The organism is Enterobacter cloacae complex sp. P1B (assembly GCF_014982345.1).
Lineage (GTDB): Bacteria > Pseudomonadota > Gammaproteobacteria > Enterobacterales > Enterobacteriaceae > Enterobacter > Enterobacter bugandensis.
Genome location: NZ_JADCLF010000016.1, coordinates 117,623 through 139,677 on the forward strand (window position 1 = coordinate 117,623; position 22,055 = coordinate 139,677).

At 53.9% G+C, this 22,055-nt stretch carries 26 protein-coding genes, 1 tRNA gene and 1 pseudogene; 8 read left to right on the forward strand and 20 right to left on the reverse strand.

Annotated elements, in window-relative coordinates:
* Positions 1–81: 81 nt before the first annotated feature.
* The gene (gene lpxH / locus INF77_RS19190) at positions 82–804 is read right to left on the reverse strand and encodes a UDP-2,3-diacylglucosamine diphosphatase (RefSeq protein WP_028012219.1); all 723 of its coding nucleotides are present in this window, start codon (positions 802–804) and stop codon (positions 82–84) included.
* A gap of 3 nt (positions 805–807) precedes the next feature.
* Entirely contained in the window at positions 808–1,302 is a 495-nt protein-coding gene (gene ppiB, locus INF77_RS19195) for a peptidylprolyl isomerase B (RefSeq protein ID WP_000256009.1), read from the reverse strand.
* Positions 1,303–1,477: 175 nt separating this feature from the next.
* Here ppiB and cysS point away from each other — a divergent pair, with 175 nt between their 5' ends.
* On the forward strand, positions 1,478–2,863 hold the full coding sequence (cysS, locus tag INF77_RS19200) for a cysteine--tRNA ligase (protein WP_045260709.1): 1,386 nt from the start codon (positions 1,478–1,480) through the stop codon (positions 2,861–2,863).
* A 42-nt stretch (positions 2,864–2,905) separates the two neighbouring features.
* Here the strand turns inward: cysS and INF77_RS19205 are convergent, their stop codons facing one another.
* The 5 genes from INF77_RS19205 to folD all read right to left on the reverse strand — a co-directional run bounded on the left by INF77_RS19205 (position 2,906) and on the right by folD (position 7,404).
* Entirely contained in the window at positions 2,906–3,427 is a 522-nt protein-coding gene (locus tag INF77_RS19205) for a metal-dependent hydrolase (protein WP_028012221.1), read from the reverse strand.
* Positions 3,428–3,500: 73 nt separating this feature from the next.
* The gene (gene malI, locus INF77_RS19210) at positions 3,501–4,517 is read right to left on the reverse strand and encodes a Mal regulon transcriptional regulator MalI (RefSeq protein WP_028012222.1); all 1,017 of its coding nucleotides are present in this window, start codon (positions 4,515–4,517) and stop codon (positions 3,501–3,503) included.
* A gap of 83 nt (positions 4,518–4,600) precedes the next feature.
* Positions 4,601–6,100, reverse strand: coding sequence for a PTS transporter subunit EIIC (locus tag INF77_RS19215; RefSeq protein ID WP_193532895.1), 1,500 nt, complete (start codon positions 6,098–6,100; stop codon positions 4,601–4,603).
* Between the two features lie 223 nt (positions 6,101–6,323).
* Positions 6,324–6,536, reverse strand: a complete 213-nt coding sequence (gene ybcJ / locus INF77_RS19220) for a ribosome-associated protein YbcJ (protein WP_045356450.1) — start codon at positions 6,534–6,536, stop codon at positions 6,324–6,326.
* A gap of 1 nt (position 6,537) precedes the next feature.
* The gene (gene folD, locus INF77_RS19225) at positions 6,538–7,404 is read right to left on the reverse strand and encodes a bifunctional methylenetetrahydrofolate dehydrogenase/methenyltetrahydrofolate cyclohydrolase FolD (RefSeq protein ID WP_028012225.1); all 867 of its coding nucleotides are present in this window, start codon (positions 7,402–7,404) and stop codon (positions 6,538–6,540) included.
* A gap of 310 nt (positions 7,405–7,714) precedes the next feature.
* Here folD and fimA point away from each other — a divergent pair, with 310 nt between their 5' ends.
* From fimA to sfmF, 6 genes are all read left to right on the forward strand, one after another.
* Positions 7,715–8,278 (forward strand): type 1 fimbrial major subunit FimA, encoded by a 564-nt coding sequence (gene fimA / locus INF77_RS19230; RefSeq protein WP_028012226.1) that lies wholly within the window; start codon positions 7,715–7,717, stop codon positions 8,276–8,278.
* Positions 8,279–8,346: 68 nt separating this feature from the next.
* A complete protein-coding gene (gene fimI / locus INF77_RS19235; RefSeq protein WP_028012227.1) occupies positions 8,347–8,892 on the forward strand; it encodes a type 1 fimbrial protein subunit FimI in 546 nt (181 codons plus the stop codon).
* Between the two features lie 34 nt (positions 8,893–8,926).
* Positions 8,927–9,619, forward strand: a complete 693-nt coding sequence (fimC, locus tag INF77_RS19240) for a type 1 fimbria chaperone FimC (RefSeq protein ID WP_028012228.1) — start codon at positions 8,927–8,929, stop codon at positions 9,617–9,619.
* 14 nt (positions 9,620–9,633) lie between these two features.
* On the forward strand, positions 9,634–12,195 hold the full coding sequence (locus tag INF77_RS19245) for a fimbrial biogenesis usher protein (protein WP_048960478.1): 2,562 nt from the start codon (positions 9,634–9,636) through the stop codon (positions 12,193–12,195).
* Positions 12,188–13,195, forward strand: a complete 1,008-nt coding sequence (fimH, locus tag INF77_RS19250; protein WP_041911033.1) for a type 1 fimbria D-mannose specific adhesin FimH — start codon at positions 12,188–12,190, stop codon at positions 13,193–13,195. The genes INF77_RS19245 and fimH overlap by 8 nt, the downstream gene beginning before the upstream one ends.
* A 9-nt stretch (positions 13,196–13,204) precedes the next feature.
* Entirely contained in the window at positions 13,205–13,726 is a 522-nt protein-coding gene (sfmF, locus tag INF77_RS19255; protein WP_028012231.1) for a fimbria assembly protein, read from the forward strand.
* Between the two features lie 51 nt (positions 13,727–13,777).
* Here sfmF and fimZ read toward each other — a convergent pair whose 3' ends face one another.
* From fimZ to INF77_RS19270, 3 genes are all read right to left on the reverse strand, one after another.
* On the reverse strand, positions 13,778–14,410 hold the full coding sequence (fimZ, locus tag INF77_RS19260; protein ID WP_088205206.1) for a fimbria biosynthesis transcriptional regulator FimZ: 633 nt from the start codon (positions 14,408–14,410) through the stop codon (positions 13,778–13,780).
* Positions 14,411–15,222: 812 nt separating this feature from the next.
* Positions 15,223–15,939 (reverse strand): response regulator transcription factor, encoded by a 717-nt coding sequence (locus tag INF77_RS19265; protein WP_028012233.1) that lies wholly within the window; start codon positions 15,937–15,939, stop codon positions 15,223–15,225.
* 24 nt (positions 15,940–15,963) lie between these two features.
* Positions 15,964–16,662, reverse strand: coding sequence for an EAL domain-containing protein (locus tag INF77_RS19270; RefSeq protein ID WP_126326935.1), 699 nt, complete (start codon positions 16,660–16,662; stop codon positions 15,964–15,966).
* A gap of 278 nt (positions 16,663–16,940) precedes the next feature.
* Here INF77_RS19270 and INF77_RS19275 point away from each other — a divergent pair.
* A tRNA-Arg gene (locus INF77_RS19275) sits at positions 16,941–17,017 on the forward strand.
* Between the two features lie 15 nt (positions 17,018–17,032).
* On the opposite strand, the gene INF77_RS19280 is transcribed toward INF77_RS19275, so the two are convergent.
* From INF77_RS19280 to INF77_RS19325, 10 genes and pseudogenes are all read right to left on the reverse strand, one after another.
* Positions 17,033–18,196: a site-specific integrase gene (locus INF77_RS19280; protein WP_193532896.1), complete on the reverse strand. Its 1,164-nt coding sequence runs from the start codon at positions 18,194–18,196 to the stop codon at positions 17,033–17,035.
* Between the two features lie 131 nt (positions 18,197–18,327).
* Positions 18,328–18,423: pseudogene (locus INF77_RS23310) on the reverse strand (helix-turn-helix domain-containing protein); the annotation flags it as partial.
* Positions 18,424–18,436: 13 nt separating this feature from the next.
* Positions 18,437–18,658 (reverse strand): hypothetical protein, encoded by a 222-nt coding sequence (locus tag INF77_RS19290; RefSeq protein WP_193532897.1) that lies wholly within the window; start codon positions 18,656–18,658, stop codon positions 18,437–18,439.
* 45 nt (positions 18,659–18,703) lie between these two features.
* Positions 18,704–19,318 carry a DUF5420 family protein gene (locus tag INF77_RS19295; protein ID WP_193532898.1) on the reverse strand — a complete coding sequence of 205 codons (615 nt, stop codon included), beginning with the start codon at positions 19,316–19,318 and terminating at the stop codon, positions 18,704–18,706.
* A 12-nt stretch (positions 19,319–19,330) separates the two neighbouring features.
* Positions 19,331–19,531 (reverse strand): hypothetical protein, encoded by a 201-nt coding sequence (locus tag INF77_RS19300; protein WP_193532899.1) that lies wholly within the window; start codon positions 19,529–19,531, stop codon positions 19,331–19,333.
* A 146-nt stretch (positions 19,532–19,677) separates the two neighbouring features.
* Entirely contained in the window at positions 19,678–19,962 is a 285-nt protein-coding gene (locus tag INF77_RS19305) for a DUF4752 family protein (protein WP_193532900.1), read from the reverse strand.
* On the reverse strand, positions 19,962–20,678 hold the full coding sequence (locus INF77_RS19310) for a hypothetical protein (protein WP_193532901.1): 717 nt from the start codon (positions 20,676–20,678) through the stop codon (positions 19,962–19,964). Before INF77_RS19310 ends, INF77_RS19305 begins: the two co-directional genes overlap by 1 nt.
* Entirely contained in the window at positions 20,678–20,878 is a 201-nt protein-coding gene (locus INF77_RS19315) for a hypothetical protein (RefSeq protein WP_193532902.1), read from the reverse strand. Before INF77_RS19315 ends, INF77_RS19310 begins: the two co-directional genes overlap by 1 nt.
* Positions 20,871–21,176, reverse strand: a complete 306-nt coding sequence (locus INF77_RS19320) for a hypothetical protein (RefSeq protein WP_193532903.1) — start codon at positions 21,174–21,176, stop codon at positions 20,871–20,873. The genes INF77_RS19315 and INF77_RS19320 overlap by 8 nt, the downstream gene beginning before the upstream one ends.
* A 25-nt stretch (positions 21,177–21,201) precedes the next feature.
* The gene (locus INF77_RS19325; RefSeq protein WP_227414012.1) at positions 21,202–22,053 is read right to left on the reverse strand and encodes a phosphoadenosine phosphosulfate reductase family protein; all 852 of its coding nucleotides are present in this window, start codon (positions 22,051–22,053) and stop codon (positions 21,202–21,204) included.
* Positions 22,054–22,055: the final 2 nt, after the last annotated feature.

The window sequence follows — 22,055 nt, forward strand, 5'->3', positions numbered from 1 at the left end:
CGAGGGCACAGAGAATAGCATGTTATACGGGCAAGGAAAACGGTTGCGTGGCTGAGAAACAAGCGAAACGACGAGAAAACGTTAAAACGGAAAAGCGATCAGTTCGACACCTTCCGGGGTGACTTTGACCATCGAACCCTCAGTATGCCATGCGCCCAATACCACGCGATGGGCCGGTTCACCGTTGGCGCTCAGAGAATGCACGTCAGGGCGATGGGTATGACCGTGGATCAGCCACTGAACGCCATGCTTTTCCATCACGCTCACCACAGCTTGCGGGTTGACGTCCATGATGGTCAGGGATTTGCTGCTGTTGGCGGCTTTGCTGCCCGCACGCATTCTGGCGGCGATGCGGTTGCGGATAAACAGCGGCAGGGCAAGGAACACCTTCTGGATCCACGGGGTGTGGACCTTGGCGCGAAACGTCAGGTAGCCGGTATCGTCGGTGCAGAGCGTGTCGCCGTGCATGATCAGCACCTTGCGGCCATAGAGATCGAGCACCTGTTCTTCCGGCAGCAGCGTCATACCGCTTTCGCGGGCATAGCGCTTGCCGAGCAGGAAATCACGGTTGCCGTGAATGAAGTAGCAGGGGACGCCGGAATCTACCAGCGTTTTAATGGCGGCAGCCATTTCACGGTGCAGCGGGTTAGGATCGTCGTCGCCAATCCAGGCTTCAAACAGATCGCCCAGGATGTACAGCGCATCAGCGCTTTTCGCTTCACCGCGTAAAAAACGCAGAAAACCGGCGGTTATCGCCGGTTCTTCTGTTTGCAGATGCAGGTCCGCAATAAAGAGTGTCGCCACGAATTACTCGCTGACGGTCACGCTTGTAATCACAACGTCTTCTTTAGGAACGTCCTGGTGCATGCCGCTGCGGCCGGTAGAGACGGCTTTGATCTTGTCGACCACGTCCATACCTTCAACCACTTCTGCGAACACGCAGTAGCCCCAACCCTGCAGGCTTTCGCCGGAGAAGTTCAGGAAGTCGTTGTCCGCTACGTTGATGAAGAACTGCGCGGTGGCAGAGTGTGGTGCCTGAGTACGGGCCATTGCCAGCGTACCGCGGGTGTTTTTCAGGCCGTTGTTCGCTTCGTTTTTGATCGCCTCTTTGGTCTCTTTCTGGCGCATGCCAGGCTCGAAACCGCCGCCCTGGATCATAAAGCCGTTGATCACGCGGTGGAAAATAGTGTTGTTGTAGAAACCTTCGCGGCAGTAGTCCAGGAAGTTTTTAACTGTTTCAGGCGCTTTGTCATCAAAGGTCTTGATTACGATATCGCCATGATTAGTGTGGAAAGTAACCATTTTTGCATCCTGTTCCGTTATTGTGGTACATCGACCCGCCTTCGGGTCATATATAGGGGCTTGTTATAGCATAACCACAGGACGCGATCACCTTGCATTGTGTGCTGATCCTATTCCGAATTATGGGTATTATAGGGAACAAACAACTCACACACGTGTTTACATGGAATCTTCGATGTTAAAAATCTTTAATACAATGACGCGCCAAAAAGAGGAATTTAAACCTATCCATGCCGGGGAAGTCGGCATGTACGTGTGTGGTATTACGGTTTACGATCTCTGTCATATCGGCCATGGCCGTACCTTTGTCGCGTTCGACGTGGTCTCTCGCTACCTGCGCTTCCTGGGCTATAACCTGAAGTACGTGCGTAACATCACCGACATCGACGACAAAATCATCAAGCGCGCTAATGAAAACGGCGAAAGCTTTGTTGCGCTGGTGGATCGCATGATTGTTGAGATGCACAAAGATTTTGATGCCCTCAATATTCTGCGTCCGGACAGCGAGCCGCGTGCGACCCACCATATCCACGAAATTATCGAGATCACCGAAAAGCTGATCGAACGCGGTCACGCCTATGTGGCAGACAACGGCGACGTGATGTTCTCCGTCCCGACGGACCCAACCTACGGCGCGCTTTCCCGTCAGGACCTGGACCAGCTGCAGGCCGGCGCGCGCGTGGACGTGGTTGACGTGAAGCGTAACCCGATGGACTTCGTGCTGTGGAAGATGTCCAAAGAGGGTGAACCAAGCTGGCCATCCCCGTGGGGCGAAGGCCGTCCGGGCTGGCACATTGAATGTTCCGCGATGAACTGCAAGCAGCTGGGCAACCACTTCGACATTCACGGCGGCGGTTCGGATCTGATGTTCCCGCACCACGAAAACGAAATCGCACAGTCTACCTGCGCCCACGGCGGCGAGTACGTAAACTACTGGATGCACTCCGGGATGGTGATGGTTGACCGCGAGAAGATGTCTAAATCGCTGGGCAACTTCTTTACCGTGCGCGACGTGCTGAAGTATTACGACGCGGAAACCGTGCGCTACTTCCTGATGTCTGGCCACTATCGTAGCCAGCTGAACTACAGCGAAGAGAACCTGAAGCAGGCGCGCTCGGCGCTGGAGCGTCTGTACACCGCGCTGCGCGGCACCGACAAATCTGTGCCTGCGGCGGGCGGCGAAGCGTTCGAAGCGCGCTTCGTTGAGGTGATGAACGATGACTTCAACACCCCGGAAGCCTACTCCGTACTGTTCGACATGGCGCGTGAGGTGAACCGACTGAAGTCAGAGGACATGGCAGCGGCGAATGCGCTGGCATCTCATCTGCGTAAGCTCTCTTCCGTGCTCGGCCTGCTGGAGCAGGAGCCGGACGCGTTCCTGCAGAGCGGCGCGCAGGCGGATGACGGTGAAGTGGCGGAGATTGAAGCGTTGATCAAGGCGCGTCTGGAAGCGCGTCAGGCCAAAGACTGGGCGGCGGCGGATGCGGCGCGTAACCGTCTGACCGAGATGGGCATCATTCTGGAAGACGGCCCGCAGGGGACGACCTGGCGTCGTAAGTAAGTCTGTAACGCCCGGTGGCGCTAACGCTTACCGGGCCTACTTTTACCTTCTTTTCCACCACAACATCCCCATCAGCACCACCCCCGGCAGCCACACCCACAGCAGTTCCGAGATAATGACCTCATGCCCGTACGGCGTGGCGTAGCGCGACAGCGCAAACGGCGCGACCTTAATCACCTGCCACGGCGCAAAGAAGCGCTCGTCTGACCACGGCCACAGCCAGCCGACGCCTTTTCCGCCGGTGGTAACGGAATCCAGCAGGCTGTGCGACAGCAGTGAAACGGTTAAGAACAGCCAGCAGCGCGTCAGGCTGGCCCGGAACCATCGTCGGCCAATCAGCACGCAGAGTATCGGTACCGCAAAGGCAAACAGCAGCGAATGGGTAAAGCCGCGGTGGCCGAAAATATTCCCGTAGGCGACGCCGAATTTGAACGCCAGCACGTCGGCGTCCGGCAGCATGGCGAGCACGATCCCGGCAAACAGCAGGCGGGGAGGGATGACTTTCGTTCCCAGACCTAAGCCCAGGCAAAGGGGAACAGCAGCGTGAGTGATAACGGTAGGCATTGCAATTATCCATGGCAAATCACGGCAATATAGCAGCGAATCCGCTGCAGCAAACCTGTGTCAAATTCTGATTTTACGCCGACTCGCGGGCGATAAGCTGCCCGGACAGCGTAATGCGCTGGGTTTGCAGATCCGGCTCCTTCAGCTTGCGGATAATCAGCCCCGCCGCCTGTCGTCCTGTTTCATCGCTGGCCGAAGAGACATAGGTGAAGGAAGGGGAGGTGAGGTTGACGTGGAGCATATCTTCAAAACCGATCAGCGCCACCTGCTGGGTCAGGAACACGTCTTTCCCCACGGTGCGGCCCACCTGGTGAATGCCGGAAATGGAGCCGATCATCGCATCCGGGGAGTGGCAAAGCAGGGCGGTGATGGAGCTGTTTTTCTCCAGCAGCTGGCGCGTTGCCATCGCGGCGGCCTGGGTGTCGTCGCTGCAGGCCGGTGAATAATCATCGCGCCAGACCAGCCCGTTTTGCGTCATCGCGCTGCGAAAGCCGAGCAGGCGCTGCTCGCGGATAAGACAGCCCTCGCGCCCGCCAATGTAGGCGATCGTGCGGTGTCCGCGTTCGATAAGATAGCGTGCGGCAAGGTTCGCTGCCTGGCGATTATCGCGCATGACCAGATTGCATTTTTCGTCCAGCAGAGACTGCGAGACCGCCACCAGCGGCAGCGGGCACTGGCGGATCTGCTCCGGTAAAGCGGCGTTACGGGTGTCAGACGCCAGATAAATAACGCCCGCGACGCCCTGCTGCTTAAACGACAGCAGGGTCCGTTCCAGATGTTCCTGGTCGTTCAGCGGCTGGCCGAGAAACACCATATAACCCTGCTTCTCCAGCTCCTGAACGATGCTCGCCATCACCTTGATGGAAAAGCTGTCGCTGAAGTCACGCAGGATCAGGCCGATAAGATTGGAGGTGTTGGCGCGGAGGTTGGCAGCGGCAACGTTATGAACATAGCCCAGCGTCGTGATGGCGGCATTGACCTTCTCGATCGTCGCCTCTGAGATTTTCCCTTTCTGACGTAGCACCAGCGACACGGTAGAGACCGAGACGCCCGCGTGCTTTGCGACATCAATGATGCTGACTTTCTTCAAAACCGCTCCCTGAAATTTACCGATTATCAGCCGGATAAGACACGTCTCCCAGCGTACAGGAGACGTGTCGTTCAGGCATCTTATTATTTGCCGATCATGGTGGACATGGTCTGGGCGATAAACTGTGCTCTGGCACCGAAAATCACCTGGATCCCGTTGTCGCCGACGAAGACCACGCCGCGCGCGCCGAGCCCGTTCAGTCCGTCCCTGTCCACCGCATCGCTCTTCGCCACTTCCAGACGCAGGCGGGTGATGCAGGAGCCGACGGAGTCAATGTTCTGCGCGCCGCCCAGCAGGCCGATGATTTCGGTGGCAAGTTCGGAATCGGACTTGTCTTTCGCGCTGGCGGTCACCTCCGTACGGCCCGGCGTTTTCACGTCGAAACGACGGATCACGAAGCGGAACGTGAAGTAGTAAATCAGCGCCATCGGAATGCCGATGATAATGGCACTCAGGAAGTTGGTCTGATAGCCGTTAAACGACGGCAGGATCCCGAACGACAGGTAGTCGATAAAGCCCGCCGAGAACGATTTGGCGATATGCGCGTGCAGCAGGTACATGGTCATGTACGCCAGGCCCGCCATGATGGCGTTGAAGACGTACAGAATCGGCGCCACGAAGATAAAGGTGAACTCTACCGGCTCGGTGATCCCCGTCAGGAAGCAGGTGAGGGCAGCGGAGAAGAGAATACCGGCCGCGATTTTCTTATTCTTCGTATGCGCTTCGTGGTACATCGCCAGGCATGCAGCAGGCAGCGCGAACAGCATCAGCGGGAACTCGCCCTGCATGAACTTACCGGCGTTCTGGTAGGTGTCGCTGCTGAAGGATTTCACCCCCTCTTCGAGCATCTTGAACCAGATGGTCTGGTCACCGTGGATCACCTGGCCCGCCTGGGTGGTGTAATCCCCGAACGAATACCAGAAGGACGGATACCAGATGTGGTGCAGGCCGAGCGGGATCAGCGCGCGCTCCACCAGCCCGAAGATAAAGGTTGATGCCGCCTGGTTATCACCGTTTACGATCACGGAGAGTGCGTCGATACCGGCCTGAATATGCTGCCAGACGTACGGTAGCAGCAGCCCCATCAGGAAAGAGAGGAACGCCGTGGCGATCGCCACAAAGCGCTTCCCGGAGAAGAAGCCGAGGAACTCCGGCAGCTGCATGGTGTGGAAGCGGTTGTAGCACCAGGCTGCGAGAATGCCGCAGATAAGCCCGCCGAAGACGCCCATCTGCAGCGTCGGGATGCCGACCACCATGGCATATTTTCCGCCCTGTGAGGCCATTTCCGGCGTAATGCTCAGCACGGTGCTGATGGTGATGTTGGTGACAAACACCGACACCGCCGCCGAGAGTGCTGCAATGCCGGATTCCGAGGCCAGACCGACAGCAGAGCCGATGGCAAACAGCATCGGCAGGTTATCAAAGATAACCCCGCCAGCGTTCATCATCAGCGGCAGGTGGAACTTATCGCCGAAGGCCAGCAGGAGGCCCGCAGCGGGAAGCAGTGAAATTGGCAGCATTAAGGCGCGACCAATCATCGATAACTTAGACAGCGATTTAACAAACCCTGATATCAGACTCATGCTGATTTCCCCCGAGTAGCGCTTTTTAAGCGCTGTTATTGTAAGTAGAACGTTTTAGTAGAACGTTCTACTTATCGTGGGGAAAGAGTGAAAAACGCGCAACTGAAATCTCACCTTTCAACAGATGAAATAGTGATTATTTGAAGTTGATCGATAAATAACCGTGATGGATATGGGGGGATTTTTGATCCCCTCTCCCCTTTGGGGAGAGGGTGAGGAGGACTCAGGCCGTCACGGTCACGCTCTGCCCTTCAAAGCTCACGGTCTGGCCGGCGACAATTTTGCAGCGCTTGCGGGTTTCCACCACGCCGTCGACTAAAACCCGCCCGTCGGCGATAACGATTTTCGCCTGCGCGCCGCTTTCGCTCCAGCCTTCGAGCTTGAGCAGATCGCACAGCTCAACGTGCGGGTGTTTGCCTAATGAAAATGTGGCCATCTTATGCTTCCTCTACATCGTGGTACTCTTCGCATGCCTGCAAAGTATTCTGAATCAGTGTTGCTACAGTCATCGGGCCAACGCCGCCCGGCACTGGCGTAATGTAAGAGGCGCGAGCCGCGGCATCTTCGTACACCACGTCGCCGACCACTTTGCCGTTTTCCAGACGGTTAATCCCGACGTCCACGACAATCGCGCCCTCTTTGATCCACTCGCCCGGAATAAAGCCCGGCTTGCCGACCGCGACGATCAGCAGATCGGCGTTTTCAACGTGGTGACGCAGGTTTTTGGTAAAGCGGTGGGTCACGGTGGTGGTGCAGCCGGCCAGCAGCAGCTCCATGCTCATCGGACGGCCCACGATATTGGACGCGCCGATGACCACGGCGTTCAGGCCGTAGGTGTCGATGTTATAACGCTCCAGCAGCGTCACGATGCCGCGCGGGGTGCACGGGCGCAGACGCGGCGCGCGCTGGCACAGGCGGCCCACGTTGTACGGATGGAAACCGTCGACGTCTTTATCCGGCGCGATACGCTCCAGCACCTTCACGTTGTCGATGCCCGCAGGCAGCGGCAGCTGAACCAGAATGCCGTCGATCTCTTTATCGGCATTCAGGGTGTCAATAAGTTCCAGCAGTTCCGCTTCGCTGGTTGTTTCCGGCAAATCGTAAGAGCGGGAGACGAACCCCACCTCTTCACACGCTTTGCGTTTGCTGCCGACATAAATCTGTGATGCCGGGTTGCTGCCAACCAGCACAACGGCCAGCCCGGGAGCGCGTTTTCCGGCGGCTTTACGCGCCTTCACTTTTTCCGCGACCTCAGAGCGCACCTGCTGCGCAATCGTTTTACCGTCAATAATCTTTGCTGCCATCAGAGAGAAGATTCCGTCTGTAACGTTTGAAAGGGGGGATTGCCTGTATTTTGTCAGAAGCGAGCGCCGCTGTCAGTCACCCTTTACGAGTTTTCATCCGTGAGGCGCAAAAACCCTTCTTAAGTGATGGTCAATTTCTTAGACGGGATTAGGATGTGACCTGGCGAAATGGCAGTGTTTTGACATATTTAAAAATTACATCCTGAGCTACTTTGTCTCCTCCGAAATAAGTTTTCAATTATGCAATTGAACGTATTTCTTATTCCCGATTTTTCGCGGGAAGGGTTATTTACATTTTAAAGGAATAGACATGAAACTCAGCAACATTGCTTCTTCTGTTATTGCAACACTGGCCCTGGTCGCGGGTGCCGCTAATGCAGCCGATCCCGTTACGCCGGTTACCGTAAATGGCGGTACCGTGCATTTTAAAGGTGAACTGGTTAATGCTGCTTGTTCAGTAAATACCGATTCTTCCGAGCAGACGGTTAATCTCGGTCAGTATCGTACCGCGAAATTCACCAAAGTGGGCGACACCACCTCTAATATTCCGTTCAACATTGAACTGAATGACTGCGATCCGCTGGTTGCGAAAACCGCTGCCGTTGCTTTCACCGGCCAGATCGACGCGACCGACAAAACCCTGCTGGCCGTGACGTCCGGTAACAACGACAACACCGCGAAAGGCGTGGGTATCGAGATCCTCGACAGCAAATCCAGCGTGCTGACCCCGGACGGTGCCACCTTCTCTGCCGCGAAAGACCTGATTAAAGGGACTAACACCCTGCAATTCACCGCGCGCTACAAATCAACGGCTGCAACCACCGAGCCAGGCCAGGCGAACGCTGACGCCACCTTCGTAATGAAATACGAATAATACCCTCGCACAGGGATGTTCAGGCCTCAGGGACGAGGCCCGTCATACGCTACTGCCAGGAACGAAGGATGACAAGGACTGGAACACTACTGCTGTTAACCCTTGCGATGGCCTGCCCGGCATCGGCGCATACCGTGGTGATCGAAGGCGGCAAGGTGCATCTTCGTGGGGAGCTGGTAAACGGCGGCTGCGCCGTGGCGCCCGACAGCCAGAATATGCGCATCGACATGGGGCAGTACCGAACCAATTCATTTTCCGGTGTGGGCAGCTTTTCAACGGTTAATGTGCCGTTCACCGTGCGGCTGCTGGACTGCAGCGTGGATGTCTCCCGCATCGTGGGGATCCAGTTTCAGGGCGTGACGCCCGCGGAAGATCCGCAGGTTTTTCTGGCGACATCGCGGCCAGGTGAAACGCCTGTCAGCAGCGGCGTGGGGCTGGCGCTTTTTGATGAGCAGCAGCGTCAGATTATCCCGAATGCGACGGCCGTCAGCTGGTTGCCCGTGAATACCAGCGAGCTCGCATTTCATTTTAGCGCCCGCTATCGCGCTATTTCCGAACACCTCGTGCCAGGCAATATTCAGTCGGATGTCTGGTTTACGTTGATTTATCCATAACACCTGCGAACACATTATTAAAGGTACGGTTTTGATGAATATGCTAATTAAACCAGGACTGCTTTTATCGTTTATTTTAATGATGGTTTCTGCTTGCGCGAATGCTTCCGGCGGTATTGCGCTGGGGGCCACGCGCGTTATTTATCCGGCGGATGCGAAGCAAACGTCGCTGGCGATCACCAACAGTAATAAACAAGAACGCTACTTAATTAACGCGTGGATCGAAAATGCCAGCGGGCAAAAGGAAAAAACCTTTGCCGTCACGCCGCCACTGTTCGTTAGCGAGCCGGACAGCGAAAACACGCTGCGTATTATTTACGCCGGGCCCGCGCTGCCCGCCGATCGCGAATCGCTCTTTTACATGAACGTGAAGGCGATCCCGTCAGTGAACAAAGCGAAAACAGAAAACAATAACGTGCTGCAGCTGGCGATCCTTTCGCGCATCAAGCTGTTTGTGCGCCCGAATAACCTGGCGATGCAGCCGGATGAGGCGCTTTCCCAGCTGCGCTTTGAGCGCGTGGGGAACCATCTCAAAGTCAGCAACGCCTCGCCGTATTACATCACTCTGGTCAACCTGAAGCTGGGCGGTCAGACGCTGGAAAACCTGATGGTCGCGCCGAAAAACTCGGCTCAGCAGGTGCTGCCTGCCGGGGCTGGCGGTACGCTCTCCTGGCAGAGCGTGAATGACTACGGTGCCATTACACCGGCGCGCAGCGTCAACCTGTGAGCAGAGTCAGGGCGATGAAAAACCACCAGGGACGTTACTGCCCGGTTGCACTGGCGCTGATGGCCGCGCTCTGGCCGCAGGCTGGCTGGAGCGAAAGCTACTTCAACCCGGCCTTCTTATCCGACGACACCGCCAGCGTGGCGGATTTGTCGCGTTTTGAACAGGGGCACCAGCAGGCACCCGGCATCTATCGCGTGGATATCTGGCGTAACGATGAGTTTATCGGCACCCAGGACGTGCGTTTTGAACAGGCCGAGAACACGCCGCCGGTGGCGGGCGGCCTGTCGCCGTGCATTACGCGCGCGATGCTCGATCGCTTTGGCGTCAATGTTGCCGCATTTCCCGAGCTGGCGAAGGTACAGGGTGAAACGTGCGTTCCATTGACCACGGCCATTCCCGGCAGCGAAACGGTATTTAACTTTGCTTCACAGCGCCTGAACGTCAGCCTGCCGCAGGTGGCAATGCAAAACAGCGCGCGCGGCTATATTCCGCCTGAACAGTGGGATGAAGGCATTCCCGCCGCGCTGGTGAACTATAGCTTTACGGGCAACCGGGGAAGCGAAGACGACAGCTATTACCTGAACCTGCAGAGCGGGCTGAACTATGGTGCCTGGCGTTTACGCAACAACGGCGCATGGCGCTACACGCAAAATAACGGGAAGCGGCGCAGCGAGTGGCAGAATATTGGCACCTGGGCGCAGCGCACCGTTATCCCACTGAAAAGTGAGCTGGTGCTGGGCGACAGCAACACCGGGAATGACGTTTTCGACAGCGTCGGTTTTCGCGGCGGGCGGCTCTATTCGTCTGACAGCATGTACCCCGACAGCCTGCAGGGTTACGCGCCGACCGTACGCGGTATTGCCCGTACGCCTGCCAAAGTGGTGGTTCGCCAGAACGGCTACGTTATCTATCAAAGCTACGTCCAGCCCGGCGCGTTCGCCATTACCGATCTTAACCCGACCTCCTCCAGCGGTGACCTTGACGTCACGGTGGAAGAGAAAGACGGCAGCCAGCAGCGCTACACCGTGCCGTACTCCACCGTGCCGCTCCTGCAGCGTGAAGGGCGCTGGAAATATGACCTCGTGGCGGGGGATTACCGCAGCGGTAACAGCGACCAGGATACACCGTTCTTCGCCCAGGGCACCCTAATTACCGGCCTTGCTAACGGCTTTACGCTCTATGGCGGCACCCAGCTGGCGTCACGCTATACCGCAGTGGCCGTCGGTGCCGGGAAAAACCTCGGTGACTGGGGCGCAGTCTCCGTCGATATCACCCACGCCCGCAGCCAGCTCGCGGACGACAGCAAACATGAAGGGCAATCGCTGCGTTTTCTCTATGCAAAATCGCTGAACGGGTTTGGCACCAACTTCCAGCTGCTGGGCTACCGCTACTCAACGAAGGGGTTTTACACCCTGGACGACGTGGCCTGGCGCTCAATGGAGGGCTACCAGTATGCCGATAGCCAGGACGATAACGATGTGCCGGACGTGCAGAGCTATCACAACCTGACGTGGAATAAAAAAGGCCGCTTCCAGCTCAACATTTCCCAGTCGCTGGGGGATTACGGCTCGGTCTATATCTCCGGGAGCGAGCAAACCTACTGGGGGACGGACGAAACGAACCTCTGGTATCAGCTGGGCTACGCGGGGGGCGTGAAGGGGATCAACTACTCCCTGTCATGGTCGTGGAACAAATCCGTCGGGATCGACGGTACCGACCGGATCGCGTCGTTTAACGTCTCCGTGCCGTTTAGCCTCTTTACCCGCCAGGGCTATCGCCGGGACAGCGCGATCGATCGCGCCTATGCCACCGCATCCGCCAGCCGAAACAGCGATGGCGACACGAGCTGGCAAACCGGCGTCAGCGGCACGCTGCTTGAGGACCGCAACCTGAACTACAGCGTGACCCAGGGACACGCCAGCAACAACGGCTCAAGCGGAAGCGCCAGCGCCAACTGGCAGGCAACCTACGGCACGCTGGGCGTGGGCTACAACTATTCCCGCGATCAGCACGATCTCAACTGGCAGCTCTCCGGCGGGGTGGTTGGCCATTCAGACGGCGTGACCTTCAGCCAGCCGCTGGGCGATACCAACGTGCTGATTAAGGCGCCGGGGGCATCAGGCGTCAGCGTGGAAAACCAGACCGGCGTGAAGACCGACTGGCGAGGCTACGCGGTCATGCCGTATGCCACCGTCTACCGCTATAACCGCGTGGCGCTGGATACCAATACCATGAGCAACAACACCGACATCGAAAACAACGTGAGCAGCGTGGTGCCGACCAAAGGCGCGCTGGTCCGCGCCAGCTTTGATACCCGCATTGGCGTGCGCGCCCTGCTGACGGTAACGCGCGGCAACCAGCCGGTGCCGTTCGGCGCCGTGGTGCGCGAAACCCAGAGCGGCGTGACCAGCATGGTGGGGGATGACGGGCAAATTTACCTGAGTGGGCTGCCGCTGGAAGGCGAACTGCTGGTCCAGTGGGGTAACGGGGCGCAGTCCCAGTGCCGTGCGCCTTACAGCTTGCCTGAAAAGAGCCTGCAACAGGCGATCACACTTAAGGGGATCCGCTGTGATTAAAATCCATATCTTTGCCTTGTCGCTTCTGGCACTCCTGCCCGCGACAAACGCGTTAGCCACCGTGTGCGTCAATGAAAAGGGCGTGCCGACGGAGGTGCATTACGACCTGACGGATAAATTCAACAGCTCGAATAACCAGGTTGGGCAGGTTGTCACCCTCAGCGAGAAATCGCAGTGGGTGGGGGTAAACGCCGTCTGCCCGAAGGGCACCGTCGGGAATACCACCAAGCGCAGCTACGTGACGGATTACCCGATCACCGGGACCAGCGATGGCTATCAGTATCTGAAGCTGAACGACTATCTGGACGGGGCGATGAAGATCACGGATAGCTATGCTGGCGCGTTTTATCCACCCAAAAACTATATCCAGATGGGGAGCCATCCGAACGTTTCAAAAAACAAACCGTTTGGCGTGCAGGATTCCAGCCTTATTTTCCGTCTTAAGGTGACCCGACGCTTTATCAATATGGTGGTGATCCCGCGTGCCACCATGTTCCGCGTTTACGTCACTACCACCTCCTCCGATCCGTTGACCACGCCGGTCTACACCATCAGCTACAGCGGAACCATTCAGGTGCCGCAGAGCTGCGCCATCAACGCCGGCAATGTGGTTGAATTTGATTTCGGCGACATTGGCGCCTCCCTGTTCAGCAAGGCGGGCGTGGGTAACAAGCCGGAGGGCGTCTCATCGCAAAGCAAAACCATCGCGATTAAATGCACCAACGTGGAGGCAAACGCTATGCTGACGATGCGCGTCGAGGCTGAAAAGGTCTCCAATAATGTGGTGGTGTCGGATAACCCGGATGTGGGGTTTATCATTGCCAACGAGAGCGGTGCGCCGCTCACGCCTAACAACCTGACGAGCAAAATTCCGTTCCGCCTGGACGACAGCGCGCAGGCGCAGGTGGGGATCCGGGTCTGGCCGGTGAGCGTGACGGGCAACAAGCCAGCGGAAGGGCGCTTTACCTCGCGCGGATATTTGCGTGTGGATTACGACTAAGGAGCAGACATGCGAAACGGGATCCGTTTTATCACCGTGGCGCTCTTTGCGCTTTGCACCCAGGCTCAGGCGGAAACCGCATTGGGCGAAATTAATATTCGGCTCTACGGCAATATTGTCGATTTCACCTGCGTGGCAGAGGGTAACGATAGCGACAAAACGGTCACGCTGGGCACCTGGCCCACGAAGCAACTCAACACCACAGGGAGCCGCACGCAGCCTATGCCCTTCACGCTGAAGCTGACCGGCTGTCCGCCCGGGGCGGCGTCCATTACGTTCTCGGGTAAGGCTGACGGGAGCAATAGCGGGTTGCTGGCGCTGAATGATGCCAGTACAGCGAGCCACGTCGCCGTCGAGATCAGGGATGCGGATAAAACGCGTCTGGCGCTTCAGCAGGCCAGCCAGCCGGTGACGGTTGATGCACAGGGGAATGCGACCCTATCATTTTATGCCAATTATATTGCCACGGCCGATAACCCTCAGCCCGGACGGGCTGATGCGGATGCTACCTTCATGATTAATTATAATTAGCACTGACCGCACTCCCTGCAGCTCGGATAAACTGCAGGGAGTGAATTCAGGTTATAGTAGCTCGTGCGCTTTGGCGTAATCTATTAATTCCACGATGCTTTGTACGCCAAGCTTGGAATAAATATTGGATTTGTGCGCACTGATGGTCTTATTGCTCAACAGTAACTGTTCAGCAATCTCCTTATTGGATAATCCATTCGCCAGATAACGTAATACCGTGACCTCGCGATTCGATAATGGCATATCCACTGCCATCCCTTTTCCCGAACCCATATGGTTTATAAAATTCAGCGTTTCCGACGGGAAAAAAGAATAACCCATCAGAATCATCTCTACGGCGTTGTAGATCTCACCCAAATCTTTTCGTTTACTGACGAAGCCGTTGGCCCCGGCGCGAATCGCACGACCCGCGTAAAATAACTCTGATTTAGAGGAGAGGAACAGAATCTTGATGTCTTTGTTTAAGTTTCTGATTCTCTTCAGTAAAGCGAAGGCGTCTGTGCCCGTAAGTTCGATGTCAAGGATCACCAAATCGATAGGATGATTACGAATACAGTCAAGAACTTCATGGCTATCGCCAGACTTAAGCTTGACTGTGATATTTTTATTTTTCTGTAGCAGGACCTCTATCGACATTCTGACGATAGGATGTTCGTCCATAATGATAACGGATGCCGGTTTCATTTTTAATGCCTCAGATTGTTAAAAGCGTTATGCAGAGTTTTGTAAAACTCTCGAAATGCCGGAAGGATATAAAGTGCAGATCCCTATACCGTAGTATTTCCCTGGAAAGAGCGAAAGCATCCTTGTTTACGTAATGAAAAGAACAGTGCCTCAGCGCGGTCATCTCATTTGGCTGGTGTTGGCAAAAAGATTTTTCTTATTCAGATTTGGTACGCATCTTATTATACAGAGTAAGTTTTTTCCGAAAACCCTGTAAATTAGTCTCCGCTTATTGGTTTGTATTATCTTCTGGATCTTAATGGCTATGTTTTTAAATTTAGCGGAAATATCCTGTTATCCCATTTACCGCATCTTTTCATCTTTATGTAATAACAAAAAATAACAGATGTCTCTTTATGTTGCGTAATTGTTAATAAAAAAGCCCGTCGATTCGGCGGGCGACCCAGGGTCAAAGAGGCGAAAAAGTGCCCTCGCAAGGTGTCAAACCTTCATCTGAAAGTGCTTAAGGCGCATCAACGTCACGCCATCATCGCGCAGGAGAACATGCTATCCACTTTGCTTTCAGCTCCTGGAGAGTTAAGCGAAGCTGCTTGTTTTTACATCATTATCATCTTATTAACGCCTTCTGCATTCACTTAACGGATGGAGGAAAGTGCTGCCTTTGGTTCATTCTGTGACATTTCACATGGTTCCGAACCATAAATTAGGAATAGTTATAAAATCGAATACATTGTTAAAATTTAACCATTTCATAACATGCGTGGTAAGTAAATTCCTAAAGCGCTTTAGGAAATAAGAAGTTAGTGCGTAAGTTAAAACGTGCAGTCAGAGAGGTTATTAAGAAGGTGTAACAATTCCTGGCGATGGCTCAGCCCCAGCTTAAGCAGGATGCAGCTGAGACGATAGATAATGCGGCTATAGGGGCGATTCTGCAGAAGGGCAATCTGACGCAGCGTCTTACCGCGGGCAAGCTCCTGCAAAATGGGCCATTCATTGCGGGAAAACCAGTCTTTATCGGACCCCTGCGGTGGGCGGGCATCCATCAGGCTGTGTTGAAGCCCTGCCGCGTTCATCTGACGTTCCAGCACGTGAAAAGGCCCCGCCGCTTTGCAGAAGAGGCGGGTATCATAATTATCTGCCCGGACCAGTAGCCACGGCGTCAGGAAGGGGGGATACAGGCTATGCCTTCTTAACTGATCCAGTTGATCAATTAGCCCGGTGGAACGGCTTTCTACATCCACCACCAGACGCGCTGAAGGCCATTGTGCCTGAGCGCCGAGCGCATCATCCAGTGAGATATAGTCGCAACAGCTGCTCAGGGGAAACTGCCCATTGAGAAAACCGGTGCGCAGAAAATGATCCTCCGTGACCAGAATGATAAACGGAGCGTCGGTTTTTCGGGGCTGGCTGATGGACTGGCTCAAAAACTCGAGCCGGTCGAAAAAGGGGGGAGCAAAAGGTGAGCGCGTAAATCCCAGTGCATCACTTCCTGTACGCCGCCGCCGGTAACGGCGCACTGTCATTCGCATGGTCTCCCTCCTGGAAATGGCTCTTTAATCCTCCGGCCATGTCCAGGACGGCCAGTAATATCCCTGGCCGAGATCTGCGCCTGCCTGCAGTGCCCAGGTGCGATCGCGTTCAGTCTCAATACCTTCGATGAGCACGCTCCCGGCCAGCTGAAAGCAACGTAAAACCAGCTGCCTCAGCGCGGGTGTGGCGCGTAAACGCCAGAATGCGCCCTTATCAATTTTGATGCCGTTCAACGGTAATCGACAAAATAAAAACGGCTGAATGACCGTTTCGTCGATGTCATCCAGCCATATACTGTGCCCCTGTTCCCGGAGTTTCGACAGGTTTTGAATGACGCGCTGCTTCTGTGCGGCAGAGAAAGCCAGAAAGGCAGAGAGATCAACAATCTCGATATTCAGCGGCGTGTTTTTCAGATTGATGAGCCGCTGAAAAGACGCTGGCTCTGTCATAACGGTTATCGGCAGATTAATAAAAAGGTTATTACCGTGCGGCGTCTTTTTTAGTGCGGCAAGCTGCGCTTCAAGCAGCGTCATTGACCAGCCTGCCGACTGATGGCGAAAAAAATCCTCGCTGTGCTGCGTTTCGGACAGAATGCTAAGCACCTCCACGCCAACCTGACGCTGAGAGGTGAGGGCGACGACAGGCTCCAGTTTGATGCCGACGATGTCCTGAGAAATAAACTGTAATCGGGGGGGCGTATCGAACGGGTTTTGCGCTGTCACTCCATTGTCCTGTTGTCTGTCAGCCTCCAGGCGGCCGGGAAACCTCGCTCTAGTGTGACGAGCCGACGAGCAGGAAAACAGCAGGCGTTACTTAAATGCAACTAAGCCTTTTCGCAGCGCTAAATTTTACGGTGAAACAGCGAGAAATGTTGAGAAAATAGCCGTATTTACAATCGGCTAGCGGTAATTGCCCCCGAAAACGGAAAAGGCATTGACTCACCTGACATTGACCGTATAATTCTTCGCGTTTCACCACCGCGAAGTTCACTCTTCTCAGTGCGCCCTTAGCTCAGTTGGATAGAGCAACGGCCTTCTAAGCCGTAGGTCGTAGGTTCGAATCCTACAGGGCGTGCCATTTAGAAACAGGCACTTACGCCTCCTTTGTTTTCTCCAGAATTTCGTTGTGGGACATATTTGGGACATCAACCCCGAAAATCGAGTCAATTTGCTTCGCATGCTCAGTTAAATGGTTAGGTGCTAAGTGGGCATATCGACGAACCATTTCGATACTTTCCCAGCCGCCCATTTCCTGCAGCACAGACAACGGAACGCCAGATTGAATTAACCAGCTTGCCCATGTGTGTCTCAGGTCGTGAAAACGGAAATCCTCAATCCCTGCACGACGACAAGCAGCGTTCCATGCGCTCTGGTCATCAACCCGCATCTTCCTCACTGATGGCGTCTTTGAGCCGTCAGGACGAACACCTGCTTTCATATGGACGAACACCCATTTATGATGATTGCCAATCTGATCGCGCAGTACCTTACAGGCCGTATCATTCAGTGCTACGCCAATAGCTCTGTTTGATTTACTGTCTTCAGGATTCACCCAGGCAACACGACGCTGCATGTCGATTTTCTGCCATTCCATATTGATGATGTTCGAACGACGAAGGCCAGTTGCCAGCGCAAACTTAACAACCGACTTCAGCGGTTCAGGACATTCCTCAATTAACCTCTTCGCTTCGTCATGCTCCAGCCAGCGCACCCGTTTATTCCTTACGGCAGGAACCTTAATCACAGGTGCCTTCTCCAGCCATTTCCAGTCACGCTCTGCCGCACGCAGAATAGCTTTCATCAGAGCCAGGTGTTTGGCCTTGGTGGAAGTGGTGACGGGGGAGGCTGAATAAGTCGGTGCTGGCTGTCCATTCTTCTGCGCCGCTGCTGCCTGAATCTTCCATATCTCAAGCAGCTTGCGGTTGCTCATCTTGTTTACTGCTGAGTAAATCCTTTGCTCGGTGACATCCTTTAATCGAACCCCTTCAAAATGTGCCAGCCAGAAAGCCATGCGGCTGCGGTCGTCTTTAAGTGACTTCTTCTCGGCTTTCTCCTCAAGCCACCGCATGCACGCATCATCAAACGTTACATCAGGGAAATCGCCAAGCCGGTCTACTCGCCACAGTTCAGCTTTGCGCTTGTCATGTAGCTCAGTAGCGAGCCGCTTGTCGGAAGTCCCAAGGCTTTCCTTAATTCGCTTCCCGCCCGGGAGCGAGTACGATGCGTACCATATTTCACCTCTGCGGAAGAGTGACATTTCGTTTCCTCTTTAATGCCATCACCCGCGCTCACGCCGACAGTATGCAGCGGAGACTGAAGCGCCGCAATGCAGGCTTGTCGGGTAGTGAGGTATGGTGATTTGGGTTTTGAAGGGTCTTTTCGTGTTGCCTGAAGGCGGCCTGTGCGAATCCAGTTTGTGGCGGTAGGTCTGGATATTTTGAGAAATGCACAGGCCTCATCGAGTGTGAGGCTGTGTGATTCCATGGTTACTCCTGCGTTATGAGGTCAGCAATTCAAGGCGCTGCAGGATTCCATTGCGCAGAGGGTTATCTCTCGGGATAAAATTCAGAACATCTTTGATCATATCTTTTTCATCTTCACTAAAATGGTCATCCCGATAATCACTCCATGCTACAGAAATTACCTTGCCACCGCATATCTGCATCCGTGACCCTACAGATGGCTCCTTACCATCCTCAAACTCAACAACAAAAGTCATCTTTCCCATCATCCATCTCCAATAAAAAACCGCCATTTCGGCGGTCTATTTGTCTGTATTCACGATGTCGTAAAACTGCCCATACGTCATTTTCTTGAAGTTTTCTGGTATGACTACAGCGCTGCGATCTTCGCTTTTATCGTTCGGAATTCTGAAAAGAAGCGCATCATCTCGGCCTGGATGCCGACCACCATGAGTTGATAGCATGGCAAATCCAAAACCTTTCCCTGATTTCCCACCTATGCCAGTGCGCATAATCCCATAGTGGTTAATGATGAAATCTGACCATTCAGGCAAAGACTTCAATTCCTTGTTAACCTCTTGTCGCACCGCATCAAGCTCTTTGTTAAATTCCCTGCCTTCCTTAGTATTTCCTTTCCCACGAGCAATTACGACACGCTTCCCATCGAAAAAATCCTCTCTTTTAATCGTCATTGGGCAAGGGAATTTGAAGTCCTTTTCCCAAACGAAGTTCTCTAAGAGTCCGCCTCCGCCACCCCAATTACTGGTTGTAGTCCATGCTATAGCGCCTACCTTTTTAACCGCTTCCGGAAGTAGTGCATTACGTTTGTCTCGAATTGTATCGTATGACTTGATGAGCGCTTTTACATCATCACCTTCAACCATGTAGTAGTCATAATATTTGCTCTGGTCAGACATTCATCCATCTCCTTACGCTAATTTCTTATACACGCGAGGCTCATCAACAGTAGCCGCGCGAAGTTCGTGTTCGTGGCGAATATCGAAGTTACCGTCATCCCATTTCACCCATGCTTTCGGATGGTCGCTATCCGGCTCAATCTGGCTCTCAACCATCCCTCTGATGCCTCCAGACTTAAGCTGCACTAACGCGCCCACAGCAAATTTAGCCATAACAAGCCCTCTGACATGTGAATGAGTGAAGAGATAGCCATCCATGCAATAAGGCACGCTATGGCGACCAGAACTGGGTTGTATTGCATGGTGACTCCGGATAAAGAAAAACCCGCTGGGTGCGGGTTTGTTATGCGTCGAATGGGTTAGGCATTGGCTTTAACTTTTGGACGAAGTATGTGAATCTGCATACCGCTTTCGGTAGTAATAACCACCCTCTGCCCAGGTTCTATTTCTGCCAGCCTGAAAGCCTCATAAAACGAGTCCATAGCCAGGGTTTGCTCATCCTTGCGATTCCACAATCTCCAACCGCGGCGAATCAGGACTCCTATTAACCAGCTATACGCTTTTGCAACCATGTAAAACCATACGATCAGGAGCGTTGCGAAAAATAACCAGTCAGTCGCGCTGAAGTCTTTGAGTTCTTTCATCACTTCACCTCCTGCTGCGGTGCTGCTGGCAGTGCGCAAGTTTCTACTGCTGCCTCATGAATTCGCTTTATGGTGTCCCAGCTAACGGGAATTTCAGCATCCCACCCGCCTGTATGGTTACAGTCTTCACAACCTTCACCGACGCACGACTGACAAACGATGCGGTATTGAACATGAAACTCTCCGCATAACGCGCCTTTGGCTCCATTATCGGCGGTCAGCTTCAGTGGCATGATGCAGTAACCATCCGGAATCACCGGAGAGTTGCCATCGGCACCCTGAAGCATGGCGGCGCGGCAGGCGTTCCAGGAGTCAGCTGCTGCATTGCACTCATCCCTATCCCACTGGTAGGTAATGCTGCGTGGAGCGTAAGTGCTGGCGAGGATTTCTATATTCTCTGGAGTAGCTTCATCAGGCACAGATACCGGCGCTGGCGGGGCGGTATAGAGCGGAGTTACCTTCCAATAGCATCCATCTTGCAATGTCGACAAAGGGAGTCTTTGATGGCGATGCGTCGGATGAATTCCATCAGCAAAACAAAATCCATCTGGGTTATGAGCTGAGCGGATATACGCAACAGCCTCCGCTTCGAGCGATGCCAGCGCGATACGCGCCAGCTCTTTGACAACATCACAGTTTTTATTTCCTTCGCAATCATCCATCAAAAGCCAATCATCATTGATGATTTCTTTAACCTTATCCCGTGAAAGCTCCATTATTTCACCGCCTTAGCTTTGCGTTCCGCTTCACTAAAATCCCAATCAACACGATGTGATATTTCAATGGCTGCTCTAACTGAATGCTCAATCATGATGTCGAGCTTTTGAAGTGTCATGGCCATATTTGGATTTCGAGCCAATATTTCTGCGCGAAGAATTTGCCAGTCATTGCATGTTTCAAGTAATGAATTAGCCATTATCTTTACCCCGCGTGCCATATGCTGATAAGCACTCTTCAAATCCAGCCTGATTATCCGTTTGACCTAAACTGAAGCCATGCTGAAGACCATGACGAAACGAGCTATCCTGCAATTTATCTGCCGCCTCAAGCTTCGCCTCCAACTCAGCAATCTGCTTGTCTTTGGCTTCCAGCTCATCAAGCAGCGCCAGATAATCGGAGTGATAAACGAACTCACCATCAGGCCACTTCTGCATGTATCCACTAACCAGGTCATATCTGCTTACCTGGAAAGCTTGTTTGTCGATGTTGCTCATTGGGCGTCCTCCCCTAAATTTTGTTTCATGCTGCATCCTCAAAGTTAAATCCAAGCTGACAAGAAAAAGCTTCGCAGGACTCAGAGCATGAGCCTGTATCGTATTGCCGCATGGAGGTCATTCGTGAAGCGAGTTCATCGCGTGATACGTCGCTGAATAGCGCTATAAGGGATTTGAGAGTGTTATTGCCGCGATACATAACAGGCTCTCTTCCTGTGTGGATTTCCTTTTCCAGGACGCCTACGAATTGCGCAGCTAGTTCTGGCTCATCCATTGTTGCCAGGGCTACTTTCTGCATGCTCTTCTTGATGCAGAATACGCAATTCCCGAGGTGCTCCTGAATGCCAAGGTCAAATGGCTGCCCTTCCCACCAATCGAGCACATCCTGCTTTTCGAAATCGCTGATGTCTGCCAGATAGCTAAAACCAGGTGCATCCCTAAGCCTGTTTTGTTCATCCGCCCTGATGCCAAGCCATGTATGGTAATTCCCTTTACCAAATCGCTCCTGGCAGTATTTCGTGAATGGCACTGATTTCATCCTGTCCGTGCAAAATGCCCCCCCAACATATGGGTGGCCGTACTTATTGAGCATACGTTTCCATGGGATGAGGTCAGGGCCAATTTCATCAACGCTTAACTCTTCGTAGCTGCTAGCCTTTCCCATCTCCGGGTCAGGTATTACGCGAAGGCAGTGAAGGTTTATATTCCAGTGCTTGACGATATTTCTGATAAACTCATACGTTTTCGGATGTTCAGCGCCAGTGTCCATGTAAACGTAGTGAATGTCCTCGCCAGACGTTCTTCTCTGCTCCATCAGGTAAACAAGGTAAGCCGACGTTCTGCCGCCAGAGAAGCTAACCACCTGTGGAATACCCATGG

Excerpts from the sequence above, each read along its gene's own strand:
- INF77_RS19310 (WP_193532901.1), bottom strand. The coding sequence starts at position 20,678 with ATGGAGCTTTCACGGGATAAGGTTAAAGAAATCATCAATGATGATTGG.
- INF77_RS19305 (WP_193532900.1), bottom strand. The coding sequence starts at position 19,962 with ATGAAAGAACTCAAAGACTTCAGCGCGACTGACTGGTTATTTTTCGCA.
- fimC (WP_028012228.1), top strand. The coding sequence starts at position 8,927 with ATGAATATGCTAATTAAACCAGGACTGCTTTTATCGTTTATTTTAATG.
- INF77_RS19280 (WP_193532896.1), bottom strand. The coding sequence starts at position 18,196 with ATGTCACTCTTCCGCAGAGGTGAAATATGGTACGCATCGTACTCGCTC.
- INF77_RS19295 (WP_193532898.1), bottom strand. The coding sequence starts at position 19,318 with ATGTCTGACCAGAGCAAATATTATGACTACTACATGGTTGAAGGTGAT.
- fimI (WP_028012227.1), top strand. The coding sequence starts at position 8,347 with ATGACAAGGACTGGAACACTACTGCTGTTAACCCTTGCGATGGCCTGC.
- cysS (WP_045260709.1), top strand. The coding sequence starts at position 1,478 with ATGTTAAAAATCTTTAATACAATGACGCGCCAAAAAGAGGAATTTAAA.
- ppiB (WP_000256009.1), bottom strand. The coding sequence starts at position 1,302 with ATGGTTACTTTCCACACTAATCATGGCGATATCGTAATCAAGACCTTT.
- INF77_RS19300 (WP_193532899.1), bottom strand. The coding sequence starts at position 19,531 with ATGGCTAAATTTGCTGTGGGCGCGTTAGTGCAGCTTAAGTCTGGAGGC.
- INF77_RS19215 (WP_193532895.1), bottom strand. The coding sequence starts at position 6,100 with ATGAGTCTGATATCAGGGTTTGTTAAATCGCTGTCTAAGTTATCGATG.
- INF77_RS19205 (WP_028012221.1), bottom strand. The coding sequence starts at position 3,427 with ATGCCTACCGTTATCACTCACGCTGCTGTTCCCCTTTGCCTGGGCTTA.
- INF77_RS19290 (WP_193532897.1), bottom strand. The coding sequence starts at position 18,658 with ATGACTTTTGTTGTTGAGTTTGAGGATGGTAAGGAGCCATCTGTAGGG.
- INF77_RS19245 (WP_048960478.1), top strand. The coding sequence starts at position 9,634 with ATGAAAAACCACCAGGGACGTTACTGCCCGGTTGCACTGGCGCTGATG.
- sfmF (WP_028012231.1), top strand. The coding sequence starts at position 13,205 with ATGCGAAACGGGATCCGTTTTATCACCGTGGCGCTCTTTGCGCTTTGC.
- ybcJ (WP_045356450.1), bottom strand. The coding sequence starts at position 6,536 with ATGGCCACATTTTCATTAGGCAAACACCCGCACGTTGAGCTGTGCGAT.
- INF77_RS19265 (WP_028012233.1), bottom strand. The coding sequence starts at position 15,939 with ATGCGAATGACAGTGCGCCGTTACCGGCGGCGGCGTACAGGAAGTGAT.
- INF77_RS19320 (WP_193532903.1), bottom strand. The coding sequence starts at position 21,176 with ATGAGCAACATCGACAAACAAGCTTTCCAGGTAAGCAGATATGACCTG.
- folD (WP_028012225.1), bottom strand. The coding sequence starts at position 7,404 with ATGGCAGCAAAGATTATTGACGGTAAAACGATTGCGCAGCAGGTGCGC.
- fimA (WP_028012226.1), top strand. The coding sequence starts at position 7,715 with ATGAAACTCAGCAACATTGCTTCTTCTGTTATTGCAACACTGGCCCTG.
- fimZ (WP_088205206.1), bottom strand. The coding sequence starts at position 14,410 with ATGAAACCGGCATCCGTTATCATTATGGACGAACATCCTATCGTCAGA.
- INF77_RS19315 (WP_193532902.1), bottom strand. The coding sequence starts at position 20,878 with ATGGCTAATTCATTACTTGAAACATGCAATGACTGGCAAATTCTTCGC.
- INF77_RS19325 (WP_227414012.1), bottom strand. The coding sequence starts at position 22,053 with ATGGGTATTCCACAGGTGGTTAGCTTCTCTGGCGGCAGAACGTCGGCT.